The organism is Nonomuraea sp. NPDC003754 (assembly GCF_053605785.1).
Map to the genome: position 1 here is coordinate 170,325 of NZ_JBSGJX010000012.1, position 26,249 is coordinate 196,573.

The following is a 26,249-nucleotide window of genomic DNA, read 5'->3' on the forward strand; positions in this document are numbered from 1 at the left end:
CGCGGTGTGGCGGGACATGTCGAGGTTGTCGCGATGCACGACGGCATGCCTTGAGGCGACCGGGGTGGAATGCGACTGCTCGGGCTTACCACGGGGAGAACTCCGGCGGCTGGTTCGAGCGCGTCAGAGACGCGGTGGTGGCCGACCTCGGCGAGATCACCCGCAGCGTCGTCATCTACGGACCTAAACAAGATGACGCGGACGCCACGGTCTACGGCGGCGAGCTGGCGGGTCGCCGCTACCGCGCGGACCGCGCCGGCCGCCATGGCTGGCCGAGAGCGTCACGGTTCATGTGCACGGGCTGCATGAGTGCGCGGGCGCGCGTGTGGGACCACTGCCACACCCACGGATTCGTCCGCGCGCCGCTGTGCAACACCTGCAACACCCGCCACTGGGCTGGGTGGCAGCCTCAGCACGGCAGAGCCGCACCGAGCCGCAACCTCGACACCAGCTACTACCGCTGGTGCCCTCACTACGGAGAGGAGCAGTGCAGTGCATAGTCGAGTTACGCGGCCACCTTCCGCATGATGTATCTGCGCTCTCTCGGACAGCCCGCCCCAGACGCCGGACAGTTCGTCGCACTCGAGCGCATAGTTGAGGCACTCGGCGCGCACCGGGCAGCCGCGGCACACCCGCTTACCTGTTCGCGATGAGCCGCCCTTCCCGGGGAAGAACGTCTCCGGGTCGGTCTCCGCGCACAGGGCCCAGGACATCCAGTCGAGCCGCGGTCAGCTTCCTGATGACGACGGCGAGACGCAGTGACAGGGCGTCGAGGACTTCCAGCGCGGTGTGTGGAGTGAGGGCGAGAGGAAGTTACGCCCCGCGACCGTTGGCGGGTCGCGGGGCGTTCAAGATCGTGCGCATCTCATGCGCGAAAGTTTGGTAGCAACAGAGGTTGCCCCTGATCATAGCTACACATCATCTGTTGCATTTCCGCTGGTCAGCGTGACACGCGATCAGCTGACCAGCAGCGCGACGCACTCCACGTGATGTGTCATCGGGAAGGCGTCGAACGCGCGCAGGTCCGCGAGGCTGTAGCCCAGCTCCGCGAACCACGCCAGGTCGCGCGCCAGCGTCGCCGGATCGCACGACACGTACACCACCCGCGTCGCCTCCAGCGCCGCGATGCGGTCGACCACCTGGCGGCCGAGCCCCGACCGTGGCGGGTCGACGACGACCAGGTCGGCGCGCTCGATCTCGTAGCGGTCCAGCGCGTCCTCCACCCGGCCGCGCTCCACCCGCGCCCACGGCAGGTCGCGCAGGTTGAGCCGGGCGTCGCGGACGGCGGCCGCCTCGCTCTCCACCCCGAACACCGCCCCGGACGGCCCGACGGCCTCGGCCAGCCCCGCCGCGAACAGGCCCACGCCGCAGTAGAGGTCGAGGGCCCACTCGCCGGGCTCGGGGGCGGCGTAGCTGAGCACGGCGTCGAGCAGGGTCTCGGCGGCGCCGGGGTGGACCTGCCAGAAGCCGCTGCCCGTCACCTGGAACTCGCGGTCGCCGACCCGCTCGTGCAGCATGCCGGAGCCGTGCCGCGGCTCGGTACGGCCCTTGCCCTGGTTGACCAGGATGGAGGCGGGCGCCTCGAGCACGGGCACGGCGACGGAGCGGCGCGGTTTGGGGGCGATGACGACGGCGTGGTCGCCGCTCGAGGAGGCGATGACCTCGACCGCCGACGCCCCCTCCCAGGTGCGTGACTCGACGCCGACGGCCTCGACCTCGGGATGGGCGATGAGGCAGGCGGCGACGGGCTCGATGTCGTGGGAGCGGTGCCTGCGGAAGCCGACCGTCCCGTCACGGGTGACGGCGAACTGGACACGGGTGCGCCAGCCGAGGCCGTCCTTGGCGCCCGGCACCTCCTCGACCACCACCTCGCGGGTGATGCCTGCGAGCCTGCGCAGTTGCTCGGCCACGACGTCGGCCTTGAGCGCGCGCTGCGCCTCCATGCTGGCGTGCTGCCAGTCGCAGCCGCCGCACCTGCCGGGCCCCGCGTAGGGGCAGGGCGGCGTCACGCGGTCGGGCGAGGGCTCCAGGATCTGGACGGCGTCGGCGCGCAGGAAGCGCGTGGTCTCCTCGGTCACCTCCGCGATGACGCGCTCGCCTGGCAGCGCGTGCCGTACGAAGACGACGCGCCCCTCGTGTCGCGCCACACACCAACCACCATGGGCCACCGGCCCTACTTCGAGTTCCACCTGCACAGGTTACTCAGGCCTTGGCCTTCTCGTCGTCGCCCTCGATCTCGTGCCACGGGCGGCGCACCGCGCCCGGCGCGTACGGCTCGCGGCGGGCCCGCAGCCGGTCGGAGGAGTGGAGCTGCCACGGCACGCTGGTCACCATCACCCCGGGCTTGAACAGCAGCCGCGCCTTGAGCCGCAGCGCGCTCTGGTTGTGCAGCAGGTGCTCCCACCAGCGGCCCACAACGTACTCGGGGATGAAGACGGTCACGACGTCGCGCGGCGACCGGCGGCGCAGCGTCTTGACGTAGTCGAGGATGGGCTGGGTGATCTCCCTGTACGGCGAGTCGAGCATCTTGAGCGGCACCGGGATGCCCCTGCGCTCCCACTCCTCCTGCAGGTTGGCGGCCTCTTCGCCCTCGACGCCCACGGTGACTGCCTCGATGGTGGAGGGCCTGGTGGCGCGGGCGTAGGCGAGCGCCCGCAGCGTGGGCTTGTGGAGCTTGGAGACGAGCACGATCGCGTGGTTGCGCGCGGGCAGTATGGTCTCGTCGAGGTCCTCGGTGACGGCCAGCTCGGCGGCGACCTTGTCGTAGTGGTGGCGGATGCCCTTCATCATCAGGAACAGCACCGGCATCGCGATGCAGACGATCCAGGCGCCCACCAGGAACTTGGTCAGCAGCACGACGACCAGCACCAGCGCGGTCATGACGCCGCCGAAGAAGTTGATGACCCTGGAGCGCTGCATCTGGAAGCGGACGCGCGGGTCGGTCTCGGTCTTCAGGTGGCGGGTCCAGTGGAGGACCATGCCGGTCTGGCTGAGGGTGAAGGAGACGAAGACGCCGACGATGTAGAGGTTCAGCAGGCGGCTGACGTCCGCCTGGAACCCCCACAGCAGCAGGCAGGCCCCCAGCGCCAGGATGACGATGCCGTTGGAGAAGGCCAGCCGGTCGCCGCGGGTGTGCAGCTGGCGGGGCAGGTAGCGGTCCTGGGCGAGGATCGAGCCGAGCACGGGGAAGCCGTTGAAGGCGGTGTTGGCGGCCAGGAACAGGATGAGCGCGGTGACGGCGGAGATGACGACGAACATCAGCGAGCCGCTGCCGAAGACCGCGTCGGCCACCTGGGAGATGATCGGCTGCTGGTAGTAGTCGGGACCGACCGGGGTACCGTCGGGACGCAGCAGGTCCTGCGCGACGTGCTGCGGCTCGGCCACGGTGACGCCCGAGACCAGCCCCAGGGCGATGATGCCGGAGAACATGGTGACGGCGATCAGGCCCATCATGAGCAGCGTGGTCGCCGCGTTCTTGCTCTTGGGTTTGCGGAAGGCCGGCACGCCGTTGCTGATGGCCTCGACACCGGTCAGCGCCGCGCAGCCGGAGGAGAAGGCGCGCAGGACGAGGAAGGCGGCGGCGAAGGAGGTCAGGTCCGTCATCTCGGGCACGACCTTGAAGCCCGCGGTGGGCGCCTGCAGGTCCTCGCCCAGGACCAGCAGCCGGAAGCCGCCCCATGTGACCATGCCGAGCACCGCGATCATGAAGGCGTAGGTGGGGACGGCGAAGGCGACGCCCGACTCGCGGATGCCGCGCAGGTTCACGATCGTGAGGAGGATGACGATGACGATGGCGACGGTCGGCTTGTGCTCGGCGACGAAGGGGACGGTGGCGCCCACGTAGTCGACGCCGTTGGCCACCGACACCGCCACCGTGAGCACGTAGTCGACGAGGAGGGCGCTGGCGACGGTGAGCCCCGCGTTCTTGCCGAGGTTGACGGTGGCGACCTCGTAGTCGCCGCCGCCGCTGGGATAGGCGTGGACGTTCTGCCGGTAGGAGGCGACCACGGTGAGCATGACGATGACGACCGCGGCGGCGACCCACGGGCTGTAGCGGTAGAACGAGACGCCGGCAAGGGAGAGGATGACGAGGATCTCCTGCGGCGCGTACGCCACGGAGGAGAGCGCGTCGCTCGCGAAAACGGGCAACGCAACCCGTTTGGGCAGCAGCTGTTCATGAAGCTGCCCGCTACGGAGCGCGCGTCCTACCAGGAGACGCTTGACAAGATCTGTCACCTTCGCCACGTGAAGATGCTAGTCGCCCTTCCCCTCCCCACCGACATGGCGCTCCCCCCGCGCGCCATACTGAGGAGAAGGCAACCCGTGGGGAGCACATGCATATCGTGATCATGGGATGCGGGCGGGTCGGGTCGACCATCGCCCACATCCTGGAGGACAACGGCCATTCGGTCGCGATCATTGATCGTGACCCGCAGGCGTTCAGGCGACTGAGGGCCGGGTTCAGGGGCCGCCGGGTCACCGGCATCGGATTCGACCGCGACGTGCTTCAGGAGGCGGGCATCGAGTCGGCGGCCGCCTACGTGGCCGTCAGCAGCGGCGACAACTCCAACATCATCTCCGCCCGGGTGGCGCGGGAGACGTTCGGCGTCGACAACGTCGTGGCGCGCATCTACGACTCCCGGCGAGCCGAGGTCTACCAGCGGCTCGGCATCCCCACGGTGGCCACCGTCCGGTGGACCGCCGACCAGATCCTGCGGCGCATCCTGCCCGAGGGCGCCGAGCCGCTGTGGCGCGACCCCACGGGCACGGTCGTGCTGGCCGAGGTCGCCACCAACCCCGCGTGGATCGGCACCAAGGTCACCACGCTGGAGGACGTCGCCGGCATCAGGGTCGCCTTCGTCAACCGGATGGGCGAGGCGCTGGTCACCCGGCACGACACGGTGGTGCAGGAAGGCGACGTCCTGCACGTGATCGCCGCCGAGAACGACATGGACCGGATCAACAAGGTGCTGGCCGCCGCACCGGAAGGGGAGCACTGATGCGCATCGCGATCGCCGGCGCCGGCGCGGTCGGCCGTTCCATCGCCGCCGAGCTCCTGGAGAACGGTCACGAGGTCCTGCTGATCGACAGCGACCCCAAGGCGATCAAGATCGACGCGGTGCCGCGCGCCGAATGGCTGCTCGCCGACGCGTGCGAGATCTCCTCCCTCGACGAGGCCGGGCTCAACAACTGCCATGTCGTGGTGGCCGCAAGCGGCGACGACAAGGTCAACCTGGTGGTCTCCCTGCTGGCCAAGACCGAGTACGGCGTGCCACGCGTGGTCGCCCGCATCAACCACCCCAACAACGAGTGGCTGTTCAACGAGTCGTGGGGCGTCGACGTCGCGGTCTCCACCCCGCGCCTGCTGTCGGCCCTGGTCGAGGAGGCGGTCAGCGTCGGCGACCTGGTCCGCCTGATGACCTTCCGCCAGGGGCAGGCCAACCTGGTCGAGCTGACCCTGCCCGAGGACGCGCCCGTCGTGGGCCAGCGCGCCGGCTCGGTGCCGTGGCCGGTCGACTCGGCGCTGGTGGCGATCCTGCGCGAGGGACGCGTGCTGGTGCCCTCCGCCGACGACCCGCTGGAGGCCGGTGACGAGCTGATGTTCGTCGCCAGCCAGGAGGTCGAGGAGGAGCTGGCCCAGCTCCTGTCCCCCCACTAGCTAGCCGGTACGGCGGGCCGCCCACCACCCCCACAGGGTGGCCGCCAGCCAGGCGGCGAGCGTGACCTCGTCCGTCACCGGGTGGATCGGCGCCGCAGGACCGGCCGGCGAGGCTAGGTCGGTCCAGAGCCGCGTCACCGCCAGGACCGCGAAGCAGACCACCGCGGCGGCCGCCACGACCGCCGCGGGTCTCGACCGCGGCCAGGTGCGGGCCGCCGTCACGGCCGTCCACGCGCACATCAGCGCGTAGACCATGGCCATGGTCACCGCCGATCCGCCGCCGCTCTGGTAGCCGCCCAGGTATCCGGCGAACGCGACGAACGGCAGCGCCCTGGTCACGGTCGCCGCCGTGGCGCCGCCGGGCAGCAGCGATCCGGGCAGCACGGCTGCCAGCAGCGCGAAGGCGGCGAACAGCACCAGCAGCGCGGTGGCCGGCCCGGCGAAGGACATCGCCGTCCAGGGCGGCCCGGCGAAGGACGCGGCCGTCCAGGACAGCGCGTAGGCGGCCGTCCCGGCGGTGGCCGCGATCATCGCCACGACCCTGAGCCCCGCCGCCACCCGCCGTCCCGCCCGCCAGCCCGCCTGCCGTCCCACCCGCCGGCCCGCCCGTACGGGGGCGCCGTCCCGCGGCGCGCCGCCCACGCCCTGGTCACGCTCCTGCGGCACCTCGGCCGAACCAGCGCTCGCCTCACGACCGGCCGCCCCCGCTCCTGACCCGGCGGAGCGATCCGACCCGGCGGAGCCACCGAGCCCCGCGGCGTGACCCGACCCTCCGGACCGATCCGGCCTGGCGGGGCGACCGGGCCCCGCGGGGCGATCCGGCCTGGCGGAGCGATCCGACCCGACGGAGCGATCCGACCCGACGGAGCGATCCGACCCGGCGGAGCGATCCGACCCGGCGGAGCGATCCGACCCGGCGGAGAGGTCGGACGCGGCAGAGCCACCGGGCCCCGCGACGTGATCCGACCCTCCGGGGCGACCCGACCCCGCGGAGCAACCCGACCCGGCAGAGCGACCCGACCCGGCGGCTTCACCGGACTCAACCGACCTGCCTCGACCTGCCACCCCGGCGGGACCACCGGTCGCTTCGTCCGGCGAGGCATCAGCCGCCCCCGCCCCGGCACCGGAAGACTGACCGCCATCGGCAACCCCACCAGGGCCGGCAGCCCCGGCAGCCTCGGAAGACCTGGCATCACCGGCGGACCCGAGAGACCCGTCAGACCCGGATCCGGCCGGGCCCGTAGACCCAACGAGACCGGCAGTCCCCGAAGACGTGCCGCCTTCGGCAGGTCCCGCAGAACCCGAAGGCCTCGCGGGTCCTGCAGGCCCAGAAGCATCGGCCGAGCCAGCGGGACCGGCAGGGTCCTCAGGACCAGAAGGACCAGCAGACCTGACCGGCCCGACGGGGTCGGCGGGAGCGGCGGGCGGGGCAGGACCCGAGGGCCTGCTCGGGCTGTCGTCATCCGCTGACCCCACGGGCCCGGCGGAGCCGCCGCCCCCCGCCGAGCCCGTGGACCCGGTCGGGGCGGCGGGACCCGACGCAGTGGAACCCGACGCGGTGGAACCCGACGCGGTGGGACCGGGGACGACCGTGCCCGAGCCGGTAGAGCTCGACGCGGCGGAACCCGGAACGGGCGTACCCGAGGCAGCGGAGTCCGCGGCGGCAGAGTCGAGGCGTGGGGTGGCGGAACCCGGAACGGGCGTACCCGAGGCAGCGGAGTCCGCGGCGGCGGAGTCCGCGGCGGCGGGGCGTGGGGCGGCGGAACCCGGAACGGGCGTACCCGAGGCAGCGGAGTCCGCGGCGGCGGAGTCCGGGGCGGCGGGGCGTGAGGCGGTGGGGCCGGGGGTGGTCGGGGCGTCGGGATGAGGACCGGCGGCGTCCGGGTCCCGGACCAGCGCCGCCAGCGCCCGCGAGCCCCGCCGCCGGCGCCCCTCCTCCCCCGGCGGTCGCGCCGCCACCCGGCGCAGGGCCGCGGCGGCCGGCTCGTGTGAGAGCCGCTCGGCGGGATCCTTGCGCATGAGCCCCAGCACGACCCCCTCCAGCCGGTCGGCGCGCCGCATCGGCCGCGGCTCCCGCATGAGGATGGCGGCCATGATCGCGACGGGGCTGTCCATCGGGTACGGCGGGACGCCCTCCACCGCCGTGTACAGCGTCGCGCCCAGCGCCCACAGGTCGCTCGCCTCGGTGGCGGGCGCGCCTTCGAGCCGTTCGGGCGCCATGTACGCGGGCGACCCCATGAGCATGCCGGTCGCGGTGAGCGTCGGGGAGTCGGCGACGTGCGCGATGCCGAAGTCGGTCAGCACCACTCCCCCGTCGTCGAGCAGGAGGACGTTGGCCGGTTTGACGTCCCGGTGGGTGATTCCCGCGGTGTGGGCGGTGCGCAGGGCGTCCAGGACCTTGACGCCGATGTCGGCGGCGACTGGCTCCGGCAGCGGGCCGGTCCGCGCCACCGCCTGGGCCAGGGAGGAGGCGGCGAGCAGTTCCATGACGATCCACGGATGGCCCTCGTCCATGACCACGTCGTGGATGGTGATCACATAGGGGTTGCGCAGCCGCGCCGCCGCCCTGGCCTCGCGCAGCACACGGGCGAACGCGCGCTCCCTGTCCTTGTCGGCCATCCAGCCGGGGACCAGCACCTGCTTGAGCGCCACGGGCCGGTCGAGCACCTGGTCGTGGGCTCGCCACACGACGCCCATCCCGCCACGCCCCAGTTCGTCGGACAGCAGGTACCTGCCGCCGACCAGCCGTATCCCGGAGGGCTCACCCACGCTCCGCTTCCACCCCTGTCGCCGTTCTCATCCCGTTACGTCAACACTCGCATGAGATGCCCCGTTCTCGAACCCTGGGCTCGGACCGGAACCGGAATGGCAGGCTGTCCGGACGGCAGCGCCCACATCCTGACCGGCAAGGCCCGCACCGTCAGCCGACGCCCCACCACACCGGCCCGGCCCGCCGACAACCCGGCGACCGGCCGTCCCGGAGGAGCGGACGACCTCCTGAACGATCAGACCGGCAACGTCGTGGCCGGAGCCGATGCCCCCGGCCGACCAGGCAGCAGCCGACGACCTCTGAACGATCAGATCAGCAGGGCCGGAGCCGACGCCCCCGGCTCACCGGCTGGCCAGACAGCAGCCGACGAAGTCCTGGACGATCGGGTTGGCGTCGTCGGCCGGGGCCCAGGCGACGCCGACCTCGCTGGGGCCGACACCGCTGACCGGCCGGTAGGTGACGCCGGGTCGCGCGTAGAACCGGGCGGCCGATTCGGGGGCCAGGGCGATGCCGTACCCGTTGGCGATCGCGCTGAGCCAGTCGTCCGGCTGGTCGGTGACGGCGCCGATGCGGACCGGATGGCCGTCACGCTCGTCGACAGCCAGCCAGTAGTCCCGCCAGGGGCCGGGTTCGGGCGGGGCCGCCACGAACGGCTCGTCCCACAGGTCCCGGAAGGGGATCAGTTCCCGTGTGGCGAGCGGGTGCGCCGAGGGCAGCGCGACCCAGCGGGGCTCGGTGAACAGCACCTCGACGCGCAGGGCGTCCTGGCCGGGAAAGGGCAGGCGCAGCAGGGCGACGTCGACCTCTCCGTCGGCGAGTCCGGCCGCCGGGTCCGACCATGCCGCCTGGCGCATGTCGACCCGCCAGCCCGGCCGGCGCCGGGCGAAGGCCGCGATGATGTCCTGGGTGGCCTCGTTGGCGGCGCTGGCCAGGAAGCCGACCCGCAGCACGCGGGCCGCCCGGCCGGCCACGCGCCTGGTCTCCCGCAGCACCCGGTCCCAGTCGTCCAGCAGGGCGGGGACCTGCTCCGCCAGGGCCTGGCCCGGTTCGGTGAGAGCCATGCCGGCTCGGGAACGGGTGAACAGCCGTACGCCGAGCTGCGATTCGAGCTGCCTGATCTGCTTGGTCAGCGCCGGTTGCGACACGAACAGCCGTTCCGCGGCCCGGGTGAGGCTGCCGTCCTCCGCCACGGCGACGAAGTACCGCAGCAACCGGGTGTCGACATCCATGCCGTCAGGTTATAGATGCAGGTATTGGACGTTCAAGCCGGCGCTCGACGAGGCTTGGTGCAGGTGGCCGCGACGGTCCACGGTGGTGGAGACACCTCGGCCACCCGACCTCGCCGACACTTGCCGCATCCCGGCCGAACGGAGGCCCTCCGCATGTCCATCGCCTATGTCCTGGTCACCCTCGTCACGATCGTGGTGAACGCCGGGGCCGCTTCCGCCGACTTCGCTCGGGCCCGGTTCGTCCTGGCCAACTCGGCTGAGCTGGGCATCTCGCACTCGTGGATCCCGCTGCTGGCCGCCCTGAAAGCCGCCGGCGCCGCCGGGCTCCTGCTCGGGCTCCTGGGTGTTCCGTTCATCGGGATCGCCGCCGCGATCGGACTCGTCCTGTTCTTCGTCGGCGCCGTCGCCCTCCACGTGCGCACGCGGGTGTTCCACAACATCGCCTTCCCCGGCGGTTTCCTCGCGCTGGCCGTCGCGTCACTCGTCCTGTCCACCGCGTCGGGCGCCACCGCCTGACCAGGGGTTCGCCCACCGGCCCGCCGGCGATAACGACGTGACCGCAGGCTCTCAGAGCGCCGGACAGACGTGACCGCGGGCTCTCAGAGCGCCGGACAGCCGTGACGGCGGGTTCTCAGGGCGTCGGAAATGACGAAAGGCCACCGGTGACCCCGGTGGCCTCTTCTGTGCCCGCCGTACGGCGAAGCTCTCAGACCGCGGCGGCGATGGGGGTGCGGCCGCGGCTGAGGATCCAGGCCATCGCGGCCAGGCTCGCGACCTGCAGCGGCCAGCCCATCAGCACCTTGGCGATGCCCAGCGCGGCGATCGCCTCGTCGCCGCCGCCGAACAGGTAGATCGGCAGTTGCACCGCCACCCGCACCACGCACGGCAGCATGAGCAGCCACGTCAGCCTGGTGCACAGCTTCACGACGCTCGGCTCCTTGTGCCACCCGGTGGGATCGCCGGTGACCGAGCCGATGATGAAGCCGACGACCGGCCACCGGGCCAGGATGGAGATCAGCATGGCCGCGGCGTATCCGGCGTTGTACAGGATGCCCGGCAGGTAGACGTCGCGCGCGTCACCGGTGCGGGAGGCGAAGAACCAGCCGATGCCGATGCCGATCAGGCTGTTGATCACGAACTGTGGCGTGGAGCGCTGCGCGAGGCGCGCCACCAGCAGCACGCCCGCGATGGACGCGCTGATGATGAGCGACTTGTTGAGCTGCCCGGTCACCAGCCACGACACGGTGAAGGCGATGGTCGGCACCGCGGCCTCCACGATGCCGCGGATGCCCCCGAGCGCCTTCGACAGCTGCGCCCTGATGGCCGCCTCAACGGTCTGGTGTGCCGTAGCCTGCTCTGTCACGTGTTCGCTAGCTCCCTGTCAGGCGCCTGGGCGCAGTTCGTAGCGCGGGTTGAACATCACCTTGCGCCCGTCTTGCATGCTGACCAGGCCCTCGGCTTTGACGGCGCGGCCCGGCTCGATGCCCGCGATCTTGCGTCGGCCCAGCCACACCAGGTCGATCACGTCGGAGCCGTCGTAGAGCTCGGCCTCCAGCGCGGGGGCGCCGCCCCGGGGCCGCAACGTCACCGTTCGTAGCGTACCCGCTACGCAGAAGCGCCGCCTGCCTCCGCAGGAGACGATCGGCGTGGCGCCCGCCTGGTCGGCGTCTTCCCGCAGCTCCTCGGCCTCCAGCTCGGCCTGCGTGGAGGCCAGTCTGCTGAAGAATCCGCGCAATCCCCCGCGTTTGGAGGGCTCTGCCGTACTAGTCATGATGACCCAGCTTATGCGATGCGGCGCTCAACGGGTCTCGGTGATTTCCGGCCCTCTCGTGAACGGGTCGAGACCGGCTTCCGGGGCGCCAGGCGCGGCGTGCCGGTCGCCGGGAATGCGCAGCAGGATGGGCTCTTCGGGAGCCATGGGCTCCTCGCCGCGGACCACGACGACGTCGCGGATGACGGCCTCGAACGGCCCGGCCGCGGCGGCGTCGACGGCGGCCTTGCCGTTGATCACCGCGCGCAGGAACCAGCGCGGGCCGTCGATGCCCACGTAGCGGACCGGCTGGGCGCCGCCTTCGGCGGGGATGGTGCCGACGAGCTCGGGGCCGAACGGGCCCTCGGTCGTCTCGACCGTGCCGCCCGCCTCCTTCACGCTGGCGGCCAGCTTGGTCCTGACCTCCTCCCACAGCCCTCCCCGCTTGGGCGCGGCGAAGGCGTGCAGTTGCAGGGCGCTGTCGCCCTGGATGACCACCACGCCGATCGGCTGGTCGCCGGCCACCGCGATCTGCACGTCGAAGCCAGAGCCGATGTTGACGCGCATGCCGCCGAGATCGACGCGGTCGGCCTCGGGGTGCGGCTCGTCGGCGTCCCACGGGCCCGATTCGCGTATGTCCTGCGGCTGCTGGACGGCCGCCTCGGCGGCAGCCTGCTCGGGCTGCTCACGCCTGCGACGTCGGAACACTGTCGATCACTCCCTATCTGCCCGTGGAACCGAAGCCGTTGTTCCCGCGCACGGAGCCGGGCAGCCGCTCGACCTCGTAGAAGGTGGCCCGCTCGACCCGCTGGACGACCAGCTGGGCGATGCGGTCGCCGCGGCGCAGCCGGACCGGCTCCTTGGTGTCGGTGTTGAGAAGCGTCACCTTGATCTCGCCCCGGTAGCCGGCGTCGACGGTGCCCGGCGCGTTGACGAGCGTGACGCCGTGCCTGGCGGCCAGACCGGACCGTGGGTGCACGAAGGCGGCGTAGCCGTCGGGCAGCGCGATCGCCACGCCGGTGCCGACCAGTGCCCGCTCGCCCGGCAGCAGCTCGACGTCCGCCGCGGCCACCAGATCCGCCCCCGCGTCGCCCGGGTGGGCGTAGCTCGGCGCCGGCAGGTCGGGGTCGAGGCGGTGAATGAGCACCTCTACGGTCATGCGGTCTCCTCGCTACACCCCAACGTACGCGTCATGAGGCATGAGACTACCCCTTGGACTGCTCGGATTCCTTCTCCGCGGGCGGCTGCGGCGATGGTGGCGTCTCCGTCGTCGGGGGCGGCGGCTTCTCCGCCGGTGGCAGCGCGGGGGTCTCGTGCCGGAGCTCGGGGAGCGCCCGGTAGATGACCGCCGCGACGGGTACGGCCACGGCCGCCCCCGCGATGCCGCCGAGGATGCCGCCCACGGCCAGCACGATGATGATCGCCAGAGGGTGGAAGTTGAGCGCCCGCCCCACGATGAGCGGCTGCAGCACGTGGTTTTCCAGCTGTTGCTCGACGATGAGCACCGCCAGGAAGATCAGCGCCTTGAGCGGGCTGGTGGTGCCGAGCGTGACCAGCGTGGCCACCGTGCCGGCGATGAAGATGCCGATGATGGGGATGAAGCTGGCCAGGAAGATGAGGATGGCCAGCGGCGCCCACAGCGGCACGCCGAGCCCGGCCAGCACGATGCCCATGAGCAGGCCGTGGACGGCGGCGACGGCCACCGTGCCCTGCACGTAGTGGGAGACGGTGGTCCACGCGGCCCGGCCCGCCCGGTCGACGCGCGAGGACATCCCGCCGAAGCCCTTGAGGAACCACGACCAGATCCGGTCGCCGTCCTTGAGCAGGAAGAAGGTCACGAACAGCATGAGCACGATCGAGGCGAGCACCTCGATGGCGACCTGCCCCGCGGTCAGCACGGTGTTGGTGAGGGCGGCCTGCGAGGTCTTCAGCTGGTTGGTGATGGTCTGGACCCAGTCGTCGAGCTGCTTGGTGTCGAGGTGGATGGGTCCGGTCACCAGCCAGTCGCGCAGCTCGTTGATCGATTTCTGCACCTGGTCGACCACGGTCGGGAACTCGTCGCTGGCTCTGGCCCCGATGAGCCAGCCCGCGCCGACCAGGACGGCGAGCGCGATCAGCAGCGTGATCCAGGTGGCGTAGATGGGCCGCAGACCCGCACGGGTCAGCCTGCTGGTCAGCGGAAAGAGCAGCGCGGTCAGCAACAGCGCGATCGCCACCGGCAGGGCCACGAAGCTGAGCCTGGCCACTATCGAGGCGAAGACGTAGACGACCACGCCGACGACGATCAGGCACGCACTCCAGGCGGCCATCTTGGCCACGACGGGAGGTACCAGCTGGGTTGGGCGGTCGGAGAACACATGTTCAAGACTGGCATGTCACCGGCCCGAACGCGCGCGGTTATCGCCGTCGACGAAAGATACGGGGGTACGGCGCGGGCCGTACCCCCGCAAATCACGCCAGTTCGACGGAGACGGTCAGCTCCTCGGCCGGCTCCAGCACGAACTCGTCGACGTTGCCGGAGCCGCACAGGTCGTCGGCGCCCTGGCGGACCAGCCCGGCCTGCGGCGTGCCGACGGTGAGCCTGGCGATCTCGGCGCGCATCGACACCTTGGCCTCGGACTTGGCCTTGCGGACCTGCCGCAGCACCTCCGACACCTCCGCCAGCAGCGCGGGGTCGCCCTGGCCTGGCTCGGCCACGGGCCACGAGGCGCGGTGGACCGACCCGTCACGCCACCACGACCACACCTCTTCGGTGACGAACGGCAGGAACGGCGCGAACAGCCGCAGCTGCACGTCGAGCGCCTGCCTGAGCGCGGCGTGCGCGGAGGAGGCCGCCGCGTCGCCGTCGTAGGCGCGGGCCTTGACCAGCTCGAGGTAGTCGTCGCAGAAGGACCAGAAGAAGCGCTCGGCCACCTCCAGGGCCCGCGCGTAGTCGTAGCCCTCGAAGGCGTCGGTGGCCTCACGCACCGTCTGCGCCAGCGCGGCCAGCATCGACAGGTCGAGCGGCTCGGTGACCCGGTCTCCCTCGGGGAAGCCGAGCACGAACTTCGACGCGTTGAGGATCTTGATCGCCAGCCGGCGGCCGATCTTCATCTGGCCGGTGTCGAAGGCGGTGTCGGTGCCGGGACGGCCGCCCGCCGCCCAGTAGCGGACGGCGTCGGAGCCGTACTCCTCCAGCATCGCCATGGGCGTGGTGGCGTTGCCCTTGGACTTCGACATCTTCTTGCGGTCGGGATCGAGGATCCAGCCCGAGATCGCCACGTTCCTGAACGGCAGCGAGTCGAACTCCTGGTGGGCGCGGACCACCGTGGAGAACAGCCAGGTGCGGATGATCTCGTGGGCCTGGGGCCGCAGGTCCATCGGGAAGACCCGCGCGAACAGGTCGGGGTCCTGCTCCCAGCCGCCGACGATCTCCGGCGACAGCGACGAGGTGGCCCAGGTGTCCATGACGTCGGTGTCGCCGACGAACCCGCCCGGCACGCCGCGCTGGTCCTCGGTGTAGCCGGGCGGCACGTCGGAGGAGGGGTCGACGGGCAGCGTGTCCTCGGCCGGCAGGATCAGCGCCCCGGTGTCGACCTCGTACCAGACGGGGAACGGCACGCCGAAGAAACGCTGGCGGGAGATCAGCCAGTCGCCCGCCAGGCCCTTGACCCAGTTGTCGTAGCGCACCCGCATGTGCGGCGGGTGCCAGACCAGCTCGGCGCCCCTGGCCAGCAGCCGCTCGCGCAGCTCGGCGTCGCGCCCGCCGTTGCGGATGTACCACTGGCGGGTGGTGACGATCTCGAGGGGCTTGTCGCCCTTCTCGTAGAACTTCACCGGGCGGCTGACGGGGCGGGGCTCGCCGGCGAGGTCGCCGGAGGCGCGCAGCATCTCGACGATCCGCTCGCGTGCGCTGTGGACGGTCTTGCCCGCCAGCTCCTTGTACGGCTCGGCCTCCACGCCGTCCGGCGGCTCGGGCAGCAGCCTGCCGTCCCAGCCGATGACGGGCCTGGTGGGCAGGTTGAGCTCGCGCCACCAGGTGACGTCGGTGACGTCGCCGAAGGTGCAGATCATCGCGATGCCGGAGCCCTTGTCGGGCTCGGCCAGGTGGTGGGCCAGGACCGGCACCTCGGCGCCGAACAGCGGCGACAGCACGCTGGTGCCGAACAGGCGCTGGTAGCGCTCGTCGTCGGGGTGGGCGACGAGGGCGACGCAGGCCGGGATCAGCTCGGGCCTGGTGGTCTCGATCCAGACCGGGCCCTGGTCACCGTAGAAGGAGACGCGGTGGAAGGCGCCCGGCCACTCCCTGTCCTCCAGCTCGGCCTGGGCGACGGCGGTGCGGAAGGTGACGTCCCACAGCGTCGGCGCCTCGGCCTGGTAGGCCTCGCCCCTGGCCAGGTTGCGCAGGAAGGCGCGCTGGGAGGCGGCGCGGGAGGCGCCGTCGATGGTGGCGTAGGTCAGGCTCCAGTCGACCGACAGGCCCAGCCGCCGCCACAGGTGCTCGAAGGCCTTCTCGTCCTCCAGGGTGAGCCGCTCGCACAGTTCGACGAAGTTGCGCCGGGAGATGCTGATCTGCTGCTTGCCCGGCTTGTCGGGCGGCCGGAAGGAGGGGTCGTAGGGCACGGAGGCGTCGCAGCGCACGCCGAAGTGGTTCTGCACCCTGCGCTCGGTCGGCAGGCCGTTATCGTCCCACCCCATGGGGTAGAAGACCTCGCGCCCGCGCATCCGCTGGTAACGGGCGATGGTGTCGGTGTGGGTGTAGGAGAAGACGTGTCCGACGTGGAGCGAGCCGGAGACGGTCGGCGGCGGGGTGTCGATGGAGTAGATCTGCTCCCGCGTCTTCGACCGGTCGAAGCGGTAGACGCCATCGGAGTCCCAGCGCTCTACCCATACCTGCTCCAGGCCGTCGAGAGTGGGTTTCTCGGGCATGGGCACAGGGCGTGATCGCTGAGTCATGCCTCCAAATGGTACGCGGCGAAGGCGAATAGGGTTGCACACATGAAGACAGAGGAGAAGCCCGACCTGGCGTGGCGGGTGATCGGCGGCCTGGTGGGTCTTGCCACCGCCTGGGCGGCCAAGAAGCTGCTCGGCTACGCCTGGTTGAAGGTGACCGGCAAGCAGCCGCCCGTCGACACCGAGTCCGACGAGGTCGGCATGGCCGAGGCGATCGGCTACGCGGTGGTGATGGGCGTGGGCATGCAGGTGGCCCAGATCGTGGTCAACAAGACCGCGAAGAAGCGCTACCTGGCCTGGAAGTCGCTCAAGACTCCAGAGCAGTGAGGAACTCGCTCGCCCAGCGGTCGACGTCGTAGGTAGACACCCGCCGGCGCAGCGCGCGCATCCGCCGGGCCACCTCGTGCGGGGTGGCCCGCATGGCGGTCATCATCGTCCGCTTGAGCCCCTCGACGTCGTAGGGGTTGACCAGGTAGGCCTGCCGCAGCTCGTCGGCGGCGCCGGCGAACTCGCTCAGCACCAGCGCCCCGCGCAGGTCGTGGTGGCAGGAGACGTACTCCTTGGCCACCAGGTTCATCCCGTCGCGCAGCGGCGTCACGACCATCACGTCGGCCGCCAGGTAGAGGGCGGCCAGCTCGTCGCGGTCGTGCGACTGGTGGAAGTACTGGATCGGCTGGTGGCCGAGCAGGGAGTGCTCGCCGTTGATCCTGCCCACCTGCAGCTCGATGTCGTCGCGGAGCCTGCGGTACTCCTCGACGCGTTCCCTGCTCGGTGTGGCGATCTGGACGAACACCGCCTCGCCCGGGCTGACCTGGCCCTCGCCCAGCAGCTCGCCGAAGGCCTCCAGGCGCTGGCCGATGCCTTTGGTGTAGTCGAGCCGGTCGACGCCAAGCAGCACGTGTTCGGGGTCGCCGAGTTCGGCGCGGATCTCCTTGGCGCGCTGCACGATGTGCTGCTCGCGGACCAGGACGTCGAGTTCGGAGAAGTCGACCGAGATGGGGAAGGCCTGCGCGGTGACGACGCGGTCGCCGACGTAGACCTCGTTGCTCTTGTACGACAGCCCGAGCAGGCGGCGGCACAGCCTGATGAAGTTGGAGGCGCCGCCCGGCAGCTGGAAGCCGACCAGGTCGGCGCCGAGCAGGCCCTCCAGCAGCTCGGTACGCCACGGCAGGCGCCAGAACAGCTCGACCGGCGGGAAGGGGATGTGCAGGAAGAAGCCGATGCGCAGGTCGGGCCGGCGCTCACGGAGCATGGCGGGCACGAGCTGCAGCTGGTAGTCCTGGATCCAGACGACCGCCCCCTCCGCCGCGGTCGCGGCGGCCGCGTCGGCGAAGCGCTCGTTGACCCGCCGGTAGGCCTCCCACATGGGGCGCTCGAAGACGGGTGTGGCGACCACGTCGTGGTAGAGGGGCCAGAGGGTGGCGTTGGAGAAGCCCTCGTAGTAGAGCTCGACCTCCTCGGCCGACAGCGGGACCGGGATCAGGCTCATGCCTTCGTGTTCGAACGGCCGCAGGTGCTCGTCCGGCGCGCCGTGCCAGCCGAGCCAGGCGCCCTGGCGGCGCTGCATGACGGGCGCGATGGCCGTGACGAGCCCGCCGGGGCTCCGGCGCCATGAGGCCGTGCCGTCGGGTTCCGTCGTCCTGTCCACCGGCAACCGGTTGGCGACGATCAGGAACGAGCTGCGGCCGGTCACGCATGTCCTCCTGGGAGTCGAGGGTCCGCAGACCCATACCCCGGACGTGCACAAAGAAACACAAATCGGTCAACTGTCCCAGATGTAAAATCCTTTCCCCGTCTTGCGGCCCAGCTCCCCTCTGGCCACCATCGCCCGCAGCAGGGCGGGCGGCTCGAAGCGGGCACCGAGCCTGGCGTGCAGGTACTCGGCGATGGCCAGCCGTACGTCGAGGCCGACCAGGTCGCCGAGCCGGAGCGGGCCCATGGGGTGGTTGTAGCCGAGGGTCATGGCGGTGTCGATGTCCTCGGCGCCGGCCACGCCCTCCTCGACCATGCGGATGGCCTCCAGGCCGAGGAGCACGCCGAGGCGGCTGGTGGCGAAGCCGGGCGAGTCGTTGACCACCACGCCTGTCTTGCCCAGCGCCTCGACGTGCCGCCGGGCCGCGGCCAGCACCGCGGGCGGCGTGTGCGGGGTGACGACGATCTCGACCAGGCGCTGGACCGGGACGGGGTTGAAGAAGTGCAGGCCGATCAGCCGGTGCGGGCCGCGCAGCGCGGCCGACAGCTCGCTGACGGACAGCGAACTGGTGTTGGTGGCCAGCAGCGCCTGCGGCCCGACGCGCGCCTCGGCCTCGGCCAGGACCTCGGCCTTGAGCTTCGGGTCCTCCGGCACCGCCTCGATCACCAGGTCGGCCGTCTCGGGCACCGGGCCGAGAGACAGCCGCCGCAGCGCCTCGGCGGCGCGCACGTCCGGCTGCCGGGACTCGGCCGTCCGCAGACCCTTGGCGATGCGCTCGGCGGCCGCCCCTGCCGCGCGGTCGTCGGCCTCCTGGACGGTCACCAGCGCGCCGGTGGCGAGGAAGACCTGGGCGATGCCGGCGCCCATGCGACCGCCGCCGATCACCGCGACCCGCACACTCATCTCACGCCGCCGGGTCAGGCGTGGCGACGCGACTGGACGACGAAGAACCGGCTCGCCACGTACCCCGGATCGGTGAGCGAGGCGGTGGCGGCCGGATTGGCCCCGGTGCCGTGGTAGTCGCTGAAGGCCGCCGACTGGTTGACGAACACCCCGCCGGTCAGGTTGCACGACAGGTTGACCCCCGCGTCGAGCGCCGCCCGCTCGGCCGCCTCGAGCACCTGAGCGGAGGTGGAGTAGACCGAGGCGGTCAGCGCGCCGCGGGCCGAGATCGTCCGCCGCAGCACGGCCAGGGACTCCTCGGTGGACCCCGTGGCGATGACGAAGGCGATCGGGCCGAAGTGCTCGCGCCCGTAGATCTCCTCGTCGGCCTGGGAGAGCTTGACGATCACCGGGGTGCGCACGGTCGCCTCGGGGAAGGAGGGGTGGGCCACCGCCCTGGACTCCAGGACGACCTCGCCGAGGGAGGGCGCCGCCTCCAGCCGGCCCAGCACGCCCGCGTTGACGATCGCGCCGGTGAACTCGACGGCCCTGGTGTCGTCGCCGAGCAGCCGCGTGACGGCGCCGGCCAGGTCGGTGGCCACCTCGGCGAAGCTCTTGTGACCCGCGTCGGTCTCGATGCCGCCGGAGGGGATGAGGATGTTCTGCGGCGCCGTGCACATCTGGCCGCTGTAGAGCGACAGCGAGAAGGCGATGTTGCCGAGCATGCCCCGGTAGGAGTCGGTGGAGTCGACGACGATCGGGTTGACCCCGGCCTTCTCGGTGTGCACGAGCGCCTGGGTGGCGTTGCGCTCCAGCCAGTCGCCGTACTCGGTGGAGCCGGTGAAGTCGACGATCCGCACGTCGGGATGAGTGGCGAGCTGGGTGGCCAGGCCCTGGCCCTCCTCGGCGGCGAGCGTGACGAGGTTGGGGTCGAAGCCGGCCTCCTCCAGCACCTGCCTGGCGACGGCCACGGTGATGGCCAGCGGCAGGATCGCGCCAGGGTGCGGCTTGACGATGACCGGGTTGCCGGTCACCAGCGAGGCGAACAGCCCCGGGTAGGCGTTCCAGGTAGGGAAGGTGTTGCAGCCGATGACCAGGCTGACGCCGCGGGGCACGACGGTGAACGTCTTGTCCATGACCAGCGGGTCACCCTTGCCGGGCTTCTCCCACCGCGCGCGGGGCCGGGCGGCGGTCATGGCGGCCAGGCCGTAGGCGACGGCCTCGAGCCCGCGATCCTGCGCGTGGGGCCCGCCGGCCTGGAAGGCCATGACGAACGCCTGCCCGGTGGTGTGCTGGACGGCGTTGGCGATCTCGAAGCTGCGCTGGTTGATCCGGTGCAGGATCTCGGCGCAGACCTGCGCGCGCACCTGCGGGCCCGCGTCGCGCCAGGCGGGCATCGCGGCTCCGGCGACGTCGACGAGCTGCTCGGGCGACGGCTCCGGATAGGTCACCCCCAGCTCCATCCCGTACGGCGAGCGCTCGGCGCCGATCCACAGGCCGGTGCCCGGCTGGTCGAGCGGGAAGGGCTTGCCCAGGTAGGACTCGAAGGCCTCCTTGCCCCGCTCGGCCGCGCCCTCGCCGTAGACCCGGGGGCTCGGCGACTCGGGGTAGGCGCTCCAGTAGCCCCGCTCGGCGATGGCCTCCATGGCCCGGCTGAGCGTCTGCCTGTGCTGGTCGAACATGGTCGCCCCTCCCTTGACAGGACCTGCGGACGATGATGTGTTTACCGAACATTCGGTCAGCTGACAAGGGAGACATCCGTGTCGCGCCGGCGTGTCCGCGCCTGCGGGAGGAGGAGCCATGATCTCGTCGGACGAGCTGGCCGCGCTGCAGCTGGAGCGGCTGCGGTGGACCCTCGACCACGCCTACCGCAACGTCGCGCTGTACCGGGAGAAGTTCGACGCGGCGGGGGTCCATCCGGCTGACTGCAAGAAGCTGGACGACCTGGCCATGTTCCCCTTCACCACCAAGGACGACCTGCGGTCCCGCTACCCGTTCGGCATGTTCGCGGTGCCGCGCGAGCAGGTGGTGCGCATCCACGCCTCCAGCGGCACGACCGGAAGGCCCACCGTGGTGGGCTACACCAGGCGCGACATCGACACCTGGGCCGACGTCATGGCCAGGTCGCTCAGGGCGGCCGGCGGCAGGCCCGGCGACATCGTGCACGTCGCCTACGGCTACGGGCTGTTCACCGGCGGGCTCGGCGCGCACTACGGCGCCGAGCGGCTCGGCTGCACGGTGGTGCCGGTCTCCGGCGGCATGACGCCCCGCCAGGTCCAGCTCATCACCGACTTCCGCCCCGACGTCATCATGGTGACGCCGTCGTACATGCTGGCGCTGCTGGAGGAGTTCGAGGCGCAGGGGCTCGACCCGCGCGCGACCTCGCTGCGGGTCGGCCTGTTCGGCGCCGAGCCGTGGACGGAGGAGATGCGCGCCGAGATCGAGGACGCCTTCGGCCTGGACGCCGTCGACATCTACGGCCTGTCGGAGGTCATCGGCCCCGGCGTGGCCCAGGAGTGCGTCGAGACGAAGGACGGCCTGCACATCTGGGAGGACCACTTCTATCCCGAGATCGTCGACGCGGACGCCTCCGGCAGGGGCGAGCTGGTCTTCACCTCGCTCACCAAGGAGGCCATGCCCGTCATCCGCTACCGCACCCACGACCTGACCCGCCTGCTGCCCGGTACGGCGATGCCCGCCTTCCGGCGGATGGAGAAGGTCCGGGGCCGTACCGACGACATGATCATCCTGCGCGGCGTCAACGTCTTCCCCACGCAGATCGAGGAGATCGTGCTGCGCACGCCGGGCCTGTCGCCGCACTTCCTGATCGAGCTGAGCAGGCCCGGGCGCCTCGACGTGATGACGGTCCGGGTGGAGGCCGCCCCGGGGGCCGAAGGCGCCGGCGAGGCGCTCGCCAGGACGGTCAAGGACACCGTCGGCGTGACGATCGCGGTCGAGCTCGTGGCGCAGGGGACGCTGGCCAGGTCGGCGGGAAAGCTCCAGCGCGTAGTGGACCTTCGGGATAATTAGCCCATGACCACCACTCCGACCCGTCAGCGCGGGCGCGGGCACGACCCCGAGTCCGTCCTGCACACGGCCGTGACGGTGTTCAACGAGCGCGGCTACGACGGCACCAGCATGGAGGACCTCGCCCGCGCCCTCGGGATGACCAAGTCGGCGATCTACTACCACGTGCCGGGCAAGGAGCAGCTGCTCGCCCGGGCCCTCGACCGGGCGCTGGACGGCCTGTTCACGATGATCGCCGACCCCATGGCCACCTCGGGCCCCGCGATCGCGCGGCTGGAGTGGGTGGTCCGGCGCAGCGTGTCGATCCTCGTCGAACGGCTGCCGTACGTGACACTGTTGCTGAGGGTGCGCGGCAACAGCGCCACCGAGCAGCAGGCGCTCGAGCGGCGGAGGGAGTTCGACAGGTTCGTCAGCCACCTGGTGAAGGAGGCCGCGGCCGAGGGGCACATCAGACCGGACGTGGATCCCGCGCTGGTGACACGGTTGCTGTTCGGCACGGTCAACTCGATCACCGAGTGGTACCAGCCGTCACGCGGCGGATCGGCCGACGAGCTGGCCGAGGCGATCCTGACGATCGCCTTCGACGGGTTGCGCACCCGTTGACACGGACCCCAGGGGCGCGACGGGGGAAGGGCCACGCCACCTGGGCGCGGATCAGCTCTCGAGCTCGGCGGCGTCGGCGGGCCGCGGCAGAGCGGACCCCTTGATGCGCAGGTCGGCGCGGATCGCCGCGCCGAGTCGCCTGGTCGCGGCCCGGTTGAGCGCGCCACCGGCCACGGCTCCGGTCAGGAACGGGCCGAGCGTCGTCAGGTGCCGTCCGAGGGTCCGCATCAGCCTGTTGCGGAGCGCCGTCTTCGCGGCCCCGCCCAGCGCGAGCGTGACCGAGGCGGGGGCGAGGGGGTCGATGCCGCGTTGCTTGGACCACGCCACGGTGAAGGCGACGGCCCGCTGGGTGCCCGTGCCCGGCACCTCGACGCCGTAGACCTGGTGGAGCTCGGCCAGCAGCTTGACCTCGATCGCGGCCACCAGGATGGTCTCGGCGACCAGCTGGGCGGGCGCCGACAGCAGCAGCGGGGGCGCGGCGAACTCGGCGGCGGCCAGTGCCCCGCCGATCGCGCCGATCGTCATCGTCGCCTTCTGCGCGGTGCGGACGAGATCGTCGGCCAGTTGCTCGCCGGTGAGGCCGTGGTGGTGGTCGGACAGGGTCGCGAGGTCTCGGATGGGGATGCGTGGTGCGATCTTCAGGAAGACCTCGGCCAGCCACCTGCCCCGGCCGACGCCCGAGGCCTGCGCCTTCCTGGCTCCCTCGGACAGTGCCACGCCGAGGCGGCCGAGCAGCCTGCGCCGCTCGGCGCTCTTCAGCTCACCGGGCCGCACCAGGCGGCCGACGAGCTCGCCTACCTCGTTGTCGAGGTCCGCGGCCTCGTGTTCGCGATCCTCGTCCGCGGTGGAGGCAGCGGACGACTCTGCGACCGTCGGGTCGTTCACAGGGTCGTCCCGCTCCTCATTCCTGGATGACACGATGAGGTGCCCTCTCCGTCAGGCGGCGCACTCCTTGCAGACCTGCTGCCCGTTCCTCTCGGAGGCCAGCTGGCTGCGGTGGTGCACAAGGAAGCACCGCGAGCAGGTGAACTCGTCGGCCTGGCGAGGGATCACCCGCAGGGACAGCTCCTCGTTCGACAGGTCAGCACCGGGCAGCTCCAGCGACTCGGCGAGGTCGGTCTCGTCGATGTCGATGCTGCCGGACGACTTGTCAGTGCGCCGCGCCTGGAGTTCCTGGAGGCTGTCCTCCCCCAGGTCGTCGTCGGTCTTGCGCGGGCTGTCGTAGTCGGTTGCCATTGTGCTCGCTCCATCCCCCTCATCTATGGTCTCGCGCTCGTCGCGCGTGTCTAACGTCCGAGAGGCCCATCTTGTGCCCGATTCCTCCGGGAGATTTGTGCATCGGTACCCCGAAGGAACGGCTGCTGAACCTCCCGACACGTTGGGGCGTGCTACCAACGGCCCGTGGTTAGCCAAATATGGCGAAACACACAGCATTGGCGGCATGCACCACCGTGTTCGACGGCACATCCAACCACATGTACGGCGCGAACGAGACTCCCCCGTCAGATCAACACGCCGGACTAGCGCCCGGGAAGTCGAATGGTCACGACAAGTCCTCCGCCGTCGCGCGGCACCGCGGCCACGTTTCCGCCGTGCGCCTGCACGACCGCGCGGACGATGGACAGGCCGAGACCCGAGCCTTTCGCCGAGTCCACGCGGTCGGCGTGGAGCCGTCTGAAGGGCTCGAACAGGCTGTTGACCTCGTACGCCGGGACATGCTGTCCCGTGTTGGCCACCTGAACAACCAGTGCCCCGTCCACCATTCCCGTCCGGATCCAGACTTTTCCGTTTTCTGGGATGTTGTATTTGACGGCGTTCTCGAGCAGGTTGCTGATGGAGCGTTCTAGCAGGACGGGGTCGCCCAGCGTCGGCGCGGCCGACAGCTCGGTGGTGACGGTGACGCCGTGCTCGGCCGCGAAGGGCGCCAGCTGCTCCACGGCCGTCGTCGCGACCTCCTTGACGTCGACCGGCTTGCGCACGCGCAGCTCGCGCTCGCTCCTGGCCAGCAGCAGCAGGCCCTCGATCAGCTTCTCGTTGCGGGCGTTGACCTCCAGGAGGGTACGGCCCAGCGCCTTGAGGTCCTCGGACGCCTCAGGGTCGGACAGCGCGATCTCCAGCACCGTCCTGTTGATGGTCAGCGGTGTGCGCAGCTCGTGCGAGGCGTTGGCCACGAACCTGCGCTGGGTGTCGAAGGCGATGTTGAGCCTGGTCAGCATCGCGTCGAAGGTGTCGGCCAGCTCCTTCAGCTCGTCCTGCGGACCCTTGAGGTCGATGCGCTGGTGGGCGAGGTTGCTCTCGGACAGCTTCTTGGCCGTCGCGGTCATCTGCGTCACGGGACGCAGCGCCCGGTCGGCCACGAAGTAGCCGAGGATCAGCGCCAGGATGCCGACCCCGATCAACACCATGATCGACTGCCTGATCAGGTTCTCGAGGATCAGGTTGATGTTGTTGTTCATCAGCAGCTGGGACTGGTCGTTCAGGGACTCGGCCAGCCCTTCCGGCGCCCACTGCGGCAGCTTCAGGGTGAAGGAGAAGCCCTGGTGCAGCACCGCGCTGACGATCAGGTACATCACCGCGAGCAGGAAGGCGCCCGCGGCGAAGAACAGCGCGCTGTAGGTGAGGGTGAGCCGCCAGCGGATGCTCACCCTGTCGCGCATCACCCTGATGCGCTCGGCCATCGTCTCCTCGGCCGCCGGCTGGATGGGCGGCGGGCCGTCCCACGTCTCCTCCTGCGGCGGCCGCTGCCCGCCCTTGTCCCCGTCCCCCTGGCCCAGCTGCTCCATCCGCGTCCGTGTCATGCTCGCCCGCTCCGAGTGCGGGCTGATCATCGGATGGGTGGGGACCGCCGGGCGGTCCTGCTCGTCGCTCACAACTTGTATCCCACTCCCGGGACGGTCTCGATCACCTGGGGCTCACCGAGCTTCTTGCGCAGCGTCATCATGGTGACGCGCACGACGTTGGTGAACGGGTCGATGTTCTCGTCCCATGCCTTGTCCAGCAGGTCCTCCTGGCTGACCACGGCGCCGTCGGCGCGCAGCAGCTCCTCCAGGACCGCGAACTCCTTCTTCGTCAGCTGGATCTCCCTGCCGTCGCGCTCCACCAGGCGCTTGCCGGGGTCCAGCCGTACCCCCGAACGTTCCAGCACCGGCGGCAGGGCGGGCGCCGACCTGCGGCCGAGGGCGCGCACCCGGGCCACCAGCTCGATGAACACGAACGGCTTGGCCAGGTAGTCGTCGGCGCCGAGGCCGAGGCCCTCCACCTTGTCGTCGACGTCGCCCGCGGCGGTCAGCATGAGGATGCGGGAGGCGCTGCGGTCGGCGACCAGCCGGCGGGCCACCTCGTCGCCGTGGACCACCGGCAGGTCCCTGTCCAGCACGATCACGTCGTAGTCGATGTAGGAGGTCTTCTCCAGCGCCGTTCCGCCGTCGTAGGCCACGTCCACGGCCATGGCCTCACGACGCAACCCCGTCGCGATCGCGTCGGCGAGCACCCGCTCATCCTCCACCACAAGCACCCGCACGGCTGCCGGCCCCTCTCCCTGCTCCTCGATGTGGCTTCATTGTCCCCACATCCCCGATAAACGCACGGTAAGCCATGTTCGGCGGCAGCGTGACGCAGGGCACACGCGATCGGAGGTTTCGGACCGCGGCCGGGGTGGGTAAACCCGGCAGACACTCATCGCCGCGTGCCGTGGAACCCCCATG

Annotated in this window: 24 protein-coding genes and 2 pseudogenes; 7 read left to right on the plus strand and 19 right to left on the minus strand. The window is 71.0% G+C overall.

What is annotated here, in order from left to right:
- Window positions 1–290: 290 nt before the first annotated feature.
- Window positions 291–500: an endonuclease domain-containing protein gene (locus tag ACWEVS_RS17670; protein WP_452552371.1), complete on the plus strand. Its 210-nt coding sequence runs from the start codon at window positions 291–293 to the stop codon at window positions 498–500.
- Window positions 501–539: 39 nt separating this feature from the next.
- On the opposite strand, the pseudogene ACWEVS_RS17675 reads toward ACWEVS_RS17670, so the two are convergent.
- The 3 genes and pseudogenes from ACWEVS_RS17675 to ACWEVS_RS17685 form a co-directional block, all read right to left on the minus strand.
- Window positions 540–713 (minus strand): annotated as a pseudogene (locus ACWEVS_RS17675) (WhiB family transcriptional regulator); the annotation flags it as partial.
- A gap of 243 nt (window positions 714–956) precedes the next feature.
- Window positions 957–2,195 carry a class I SAM-dependent RNA methyltransferase gene (locus ACWEVS_RS17680; RefSeq protein WP_449924443.1) on the minus strand — a complete coding sequence of 413 codons (1,239 nt, stop codon included), beginning with the start codon at window positions 2,193–2,195 and terminating at the stop codon, window positions 957–959.
- A 7-nt stretch (window positions 2,196–2,202) separates the two neighbouring features.
- Window positions 2,203–4,245: an APC family permease gene (locus tag ACWEVS_RS17685; RefSeq protein ID WP_449924446.1), complete on the minus strand. Its 2,043-nt coding sequence runs from the start codon at window positions 4,243–4,245 to the stop codon at window positions 2,203–2,205.
- Between the two features lie 89 nt (window positions 4,246–4,334).
- On the opposite strand from ACWEVS_RS17685, the gene ACWEVS_RS17690 reads away from it, so the two are divergent.
- Window positions 4,335–5,000 carry a potassium channel family protein gene (locus tag ACWEVS_RS17690; RefSeq protein WP_354904477.1) on the plus strand — a complete coding sequence of 222 codons (666 nt, stop codon included), beginning with the start codon at window positions 4,335–4,337 and terminating at the stop codon, window positions 4,998–5,000.
- Window positions 5,000–5,659, plus strand: coding sequence for a potassium channel family protein (locus ACWEVS_RS17695; RefSeq protein WP_354904480.1), 660 nt, complete (start codon window positions 5,000–5,002; stop codon window positions 5,657–5,659). Before ACWEVS_RS17690 ends, ACWEVS_RS17695 begins: the two co-directional genes overlap by 1 nt.
- Here ACWEVS_RS17695 and ACWEVS_RS17700 read toward each other — a convergent pair whose 3' ends face one another.
- The 3 genes and pseudogenes from ACWEVS_RS17700 to ACWEVS_RS17710 form a co-directional block, all read right to left on the minus strand.
- The gene (locus tag ACWEVS_RS17700; protein WP_452552375.1) at window positions 5,660–6,325 is read right to left on the minus strand and encodes a hypothetical protein; all 666 of its coding nucleotides are present in this window, start codon (window positions 6,323–6,325) and stop codon (window positions 5,660–5,662) included.
- Window positions 6,326–7,702: 1,377 nt separating this feature from the next.
- Window positions 7,703–8,356 (minus strand): annotated as a pseudogene (locus tag ACWEVS_RS17705) (serine/threonine-protein kinase); the annotation flags it as partial.
- A gap of 414 nt (window positions 8,357–8,770) precedes the next feature.
- Window positions 8,771–9,658 carry a LysR family transcriptional regulator gene (locus ACWEVS_RS17710; RefSeq protein WP_449924457.1) on the minus strand — a complete coding sequence of 296 codons (888 nt, stop codon included), beginning with the start codon at window positions 9,656–9,658 and terminating at the stop codon, window positions 8,771–8,773.
- Window positions 9,659–9,811: 153 nt separating this feature from the next.
- Here ACWEVS_RS17710 and ACWEVS_RS17715 point away from each other — a divergent pair, with 153 nt between their 5' ends.
- Window positions 9,812–10,174 (plus strand): DoxX family protein, encoded by a 363-nt coding sequence (locus tag ACWEVS_RS17715; RefSeq protein ID WP_354904496.1) that lies wholly within the window; start codon window positions 9,812–9,814, stop codon window positions 10,172–10,174.
- A 190-nt stretch (window positions 10,175–10,364) separates the two neighbouring features.
- On the opposite strand, the gene ACWEVS_RS17720 is transcribed toward ACWEVS_RS17715, so the two are convergent.
- The 6 genes from ACWEVS_RS17720 to valS all read right to left on the minus strand — a co-directional run bounded on the left by ACWEVS_RS17720 (window position 10,365) and on the right by valS (window position 16,316).
- Window positions 10,365–11,021 (minus strand): DUF3159 domain-containing protein, encoded by a 657-nt coding sequence (locus ACWEVS_RS17720; RefSeq protein ID WP_449924460.1) that lies wholly within the window; start codon window positions 11,019–11,021, stop codon window positions 10,365–10,367.
- Window positions 11,022–11,039: 18 nt separating this feature from the next.
- The gene (locus tag ACWEVS_RS17725; RefSeq protein WP_354904501.1) at window positions 11,040–11,429 is read right to left on the minus strand and encodes an OB-fold nucleic acid binding domain-containing protein; all 390 of its coding nucleotides are present in this window, start codon (window positions 11,427–11,429) and stop codon (window positions 11,040–11,042) included.
- Between the two features lie 27 nt (window positions 11,430–11,456).
- Complete coding sequence (locus ACWEVS_RS17730) at window positions 11,457–12,116, minus strand: DUF3710 domain-containing protein (protein ID WP_449924464.1); 660 nt, start codon at window positions 12,114–12,116, stop codon at window positions 11,457–11,459.
- Between the two features lie 13 nt (window positions 12,117–12,129).
- Window positions 12,130–12,567 carry a dUTP diphosphatase gene (gene dut / locus ACWEVS_RS17735; protein WP_449924466.1) on the minus strand — a complete coding sequence of 146 codons (438 nt, stop codon included), beginning with the start codon at window positions 12,565–12,567 and terminating at the stop codon, window positions 12,130–12,132.
- A 46-nt stretch (window positions 12,568–12,613) separates the two neighbouring features.
- Window positions 12,614–13,765 (minus strand): AI-2E family transporter, encoded by a 1,152-nt coding sequence (locus ACWEVS_RS17740; RefSeq protein WP_452552337.1) that lies wholly within the window; start codon window positions 13,763–13,765, stop codon window positions 12,614–12,616.
- Window positions 13,766–13,859: 94 nt separating this feature from the next.
- On the minus strand, window positions 13,860–16,316 hold the full coding sequence (valS, locus tag ACWEVS_RS17745; RefSeq protein ID WP_452552339.1) for a valine--tRNA ligase: 2,457 nt from the start codon (window positions 16,314–16,316) through the stop codon (window positions 13,860–13,862).
- 69 nt (window positions 16,317–16,385) lie between these two features.
- On the opposite strand from valS, the gene ACWEVS_RS17750 reads away from it, so the two are divergent.
- Window positions 16,386–16,667, plus strand: a complete 282-nt coding sequence (locus ACWEVS_RS17750) for a DUF4235 domain-containing protein (protein WP_449924475.1) — start codon at window positions 16,386–16,388, stop codon at window positions 16,665–16,667.
- On the opposite strand, the gene ACWEVS_RS17755 is transcribed toward ACWEVS_RS17750, so the two are convergent.
- The 3 genes from ACWEVS_RS17755 to paaN all read right to left on the minus strand — a co-directional run bounded on the left by ACWEVS_RS17755 (window position 16,648) and on the right by paaN (window position 20,597).
- Window positions 16,648–18,033, minus strand: a complete 1,386-nt coding sequence (locus ACWEVS_RS17755; protein ID WP_354904514.1) for an alpha,alpha-trehalose-phosphate synthase (UDP-forming) — start codon at window positions 18,031–18,033, stop codon at window positions 16,648–16,650. The genes ACWEVS_RS17750 and ACWEVS_RS17755 overlap by 20 nt on opposite strands.
- Window positions 18,034–18,102: 69 nt before the next feature.
- Complete coding sequence (locus tag ACWEVS_RS17760) at window positions 18,103–18,936, minus strand: 3-hydroxyacyl-CoA dehydrogenase family protein (RefSeq protein ID WP_452414226.1); 834 nt, start codon at window positions 18,934–18,936, stop codon at window positions 18,103–18,105.
- A gap of 14 nt (window positions 18,937–18,950) precedes the next feature.
- Window positions 18,951–20,597, minus strand: coding sequence for a phenylacetic acid degradation protein PaaN (gene paaN, locus ACWEVS_RS17765; RefSeq protein WP_452552341.1), 1,647 nt, complete (start codon window positions 20,595–20,597; stop codon window positions 18,951–18,953).
- A gap of 118 nt (window positions 20,598–20,715) precedes the next feature.
- Between paaN and paaK the strand changes: the two genes are divergently transcribed.
- Entirely contained in the window at window positions 20,716–21,945 is a 1,230-nt protein-coding gene (gene paaK / locus ACWEVS_RS17770) for a phenylacetate--CoA ligase PaaK (protein WP_449924484.1), read from the plus strand.
- A gap of 3 nt (window positions 21,946–21,948) precedes the next feature.
- Window positions 21,949–22,545, plus strand: a complete 597-nt coding sequence (locus ACWEVS_RS17775; protein ID WP_449924485.1) for a TetR/AcrR family transcriptional regulator — start codon at window positions 21,949–21,951, stop codon at window positions 22,543–22,545.
- A gap of 51 nt (window positions 22,546–22,596) precedes the next feature.
- On the opposite strand, the gene ACWEVS_RS17780 is transcribed toward ACWEVS_RS17775, so the two are convergent.
- From ACWEVS_RS17780 to ACWEVS_RS17795, 4 genes are all read right to left on the minus strand, one after another.
- Complete coding sequence (locus ACWEVS_RS17780; protein ID WP_452552343.1) at window positions 22,597–23,430, minus strand: hypothetical protein; 834 nt, start codon at window positions 23,428–23,430, stop codon at window positions 22,597–22,599.
- Window positions 23,431–23,481: 51 nt separating this feature from the next.
- Window positions 23,482–23,781, minus strand: coding sequence for a DUF4193 domain-containing protein (locus ACWEVS_RS17785; protein ID WP_354904527.1), 300 nt, complete (start codon window positions 23,779–23,781; stop codon window positions 23,482–23,484).
- A 284-nt stretch (window positions 23,782–24,065) separates the two neighbouring features.
- Window positions 24,066–25,415, minus strand: a complete 1,350-nt coding sequence (locus ACWEVS_RS17790; RefSeq protein WP_452414229.1) for a sensor histidine kinase — start codon at window positions 25,413–25,415, stop codon at window positions 24,066–24,068.
- Window positions 25,412–26,065 carry a response regulator transcription factor gene (locus tag ACWEVS_RS17795; protein ID WP_354904531.1) on the minus strand — a complete coding sequence of 218 codons (654 nt, stop codon included), beginning with the start codon at window positions 26,063–26,065 and terminating at the stop codon, window positions 25,412–25,414. The genes ACWEVS_RS17790 and ACWEVS_RS17795 overlap by 4 nt, the downstream gene beginning before the upstream one ends.
- Between the last annotated feature and the right edge of the window lie 184 nt (window positions 26,066–26,249).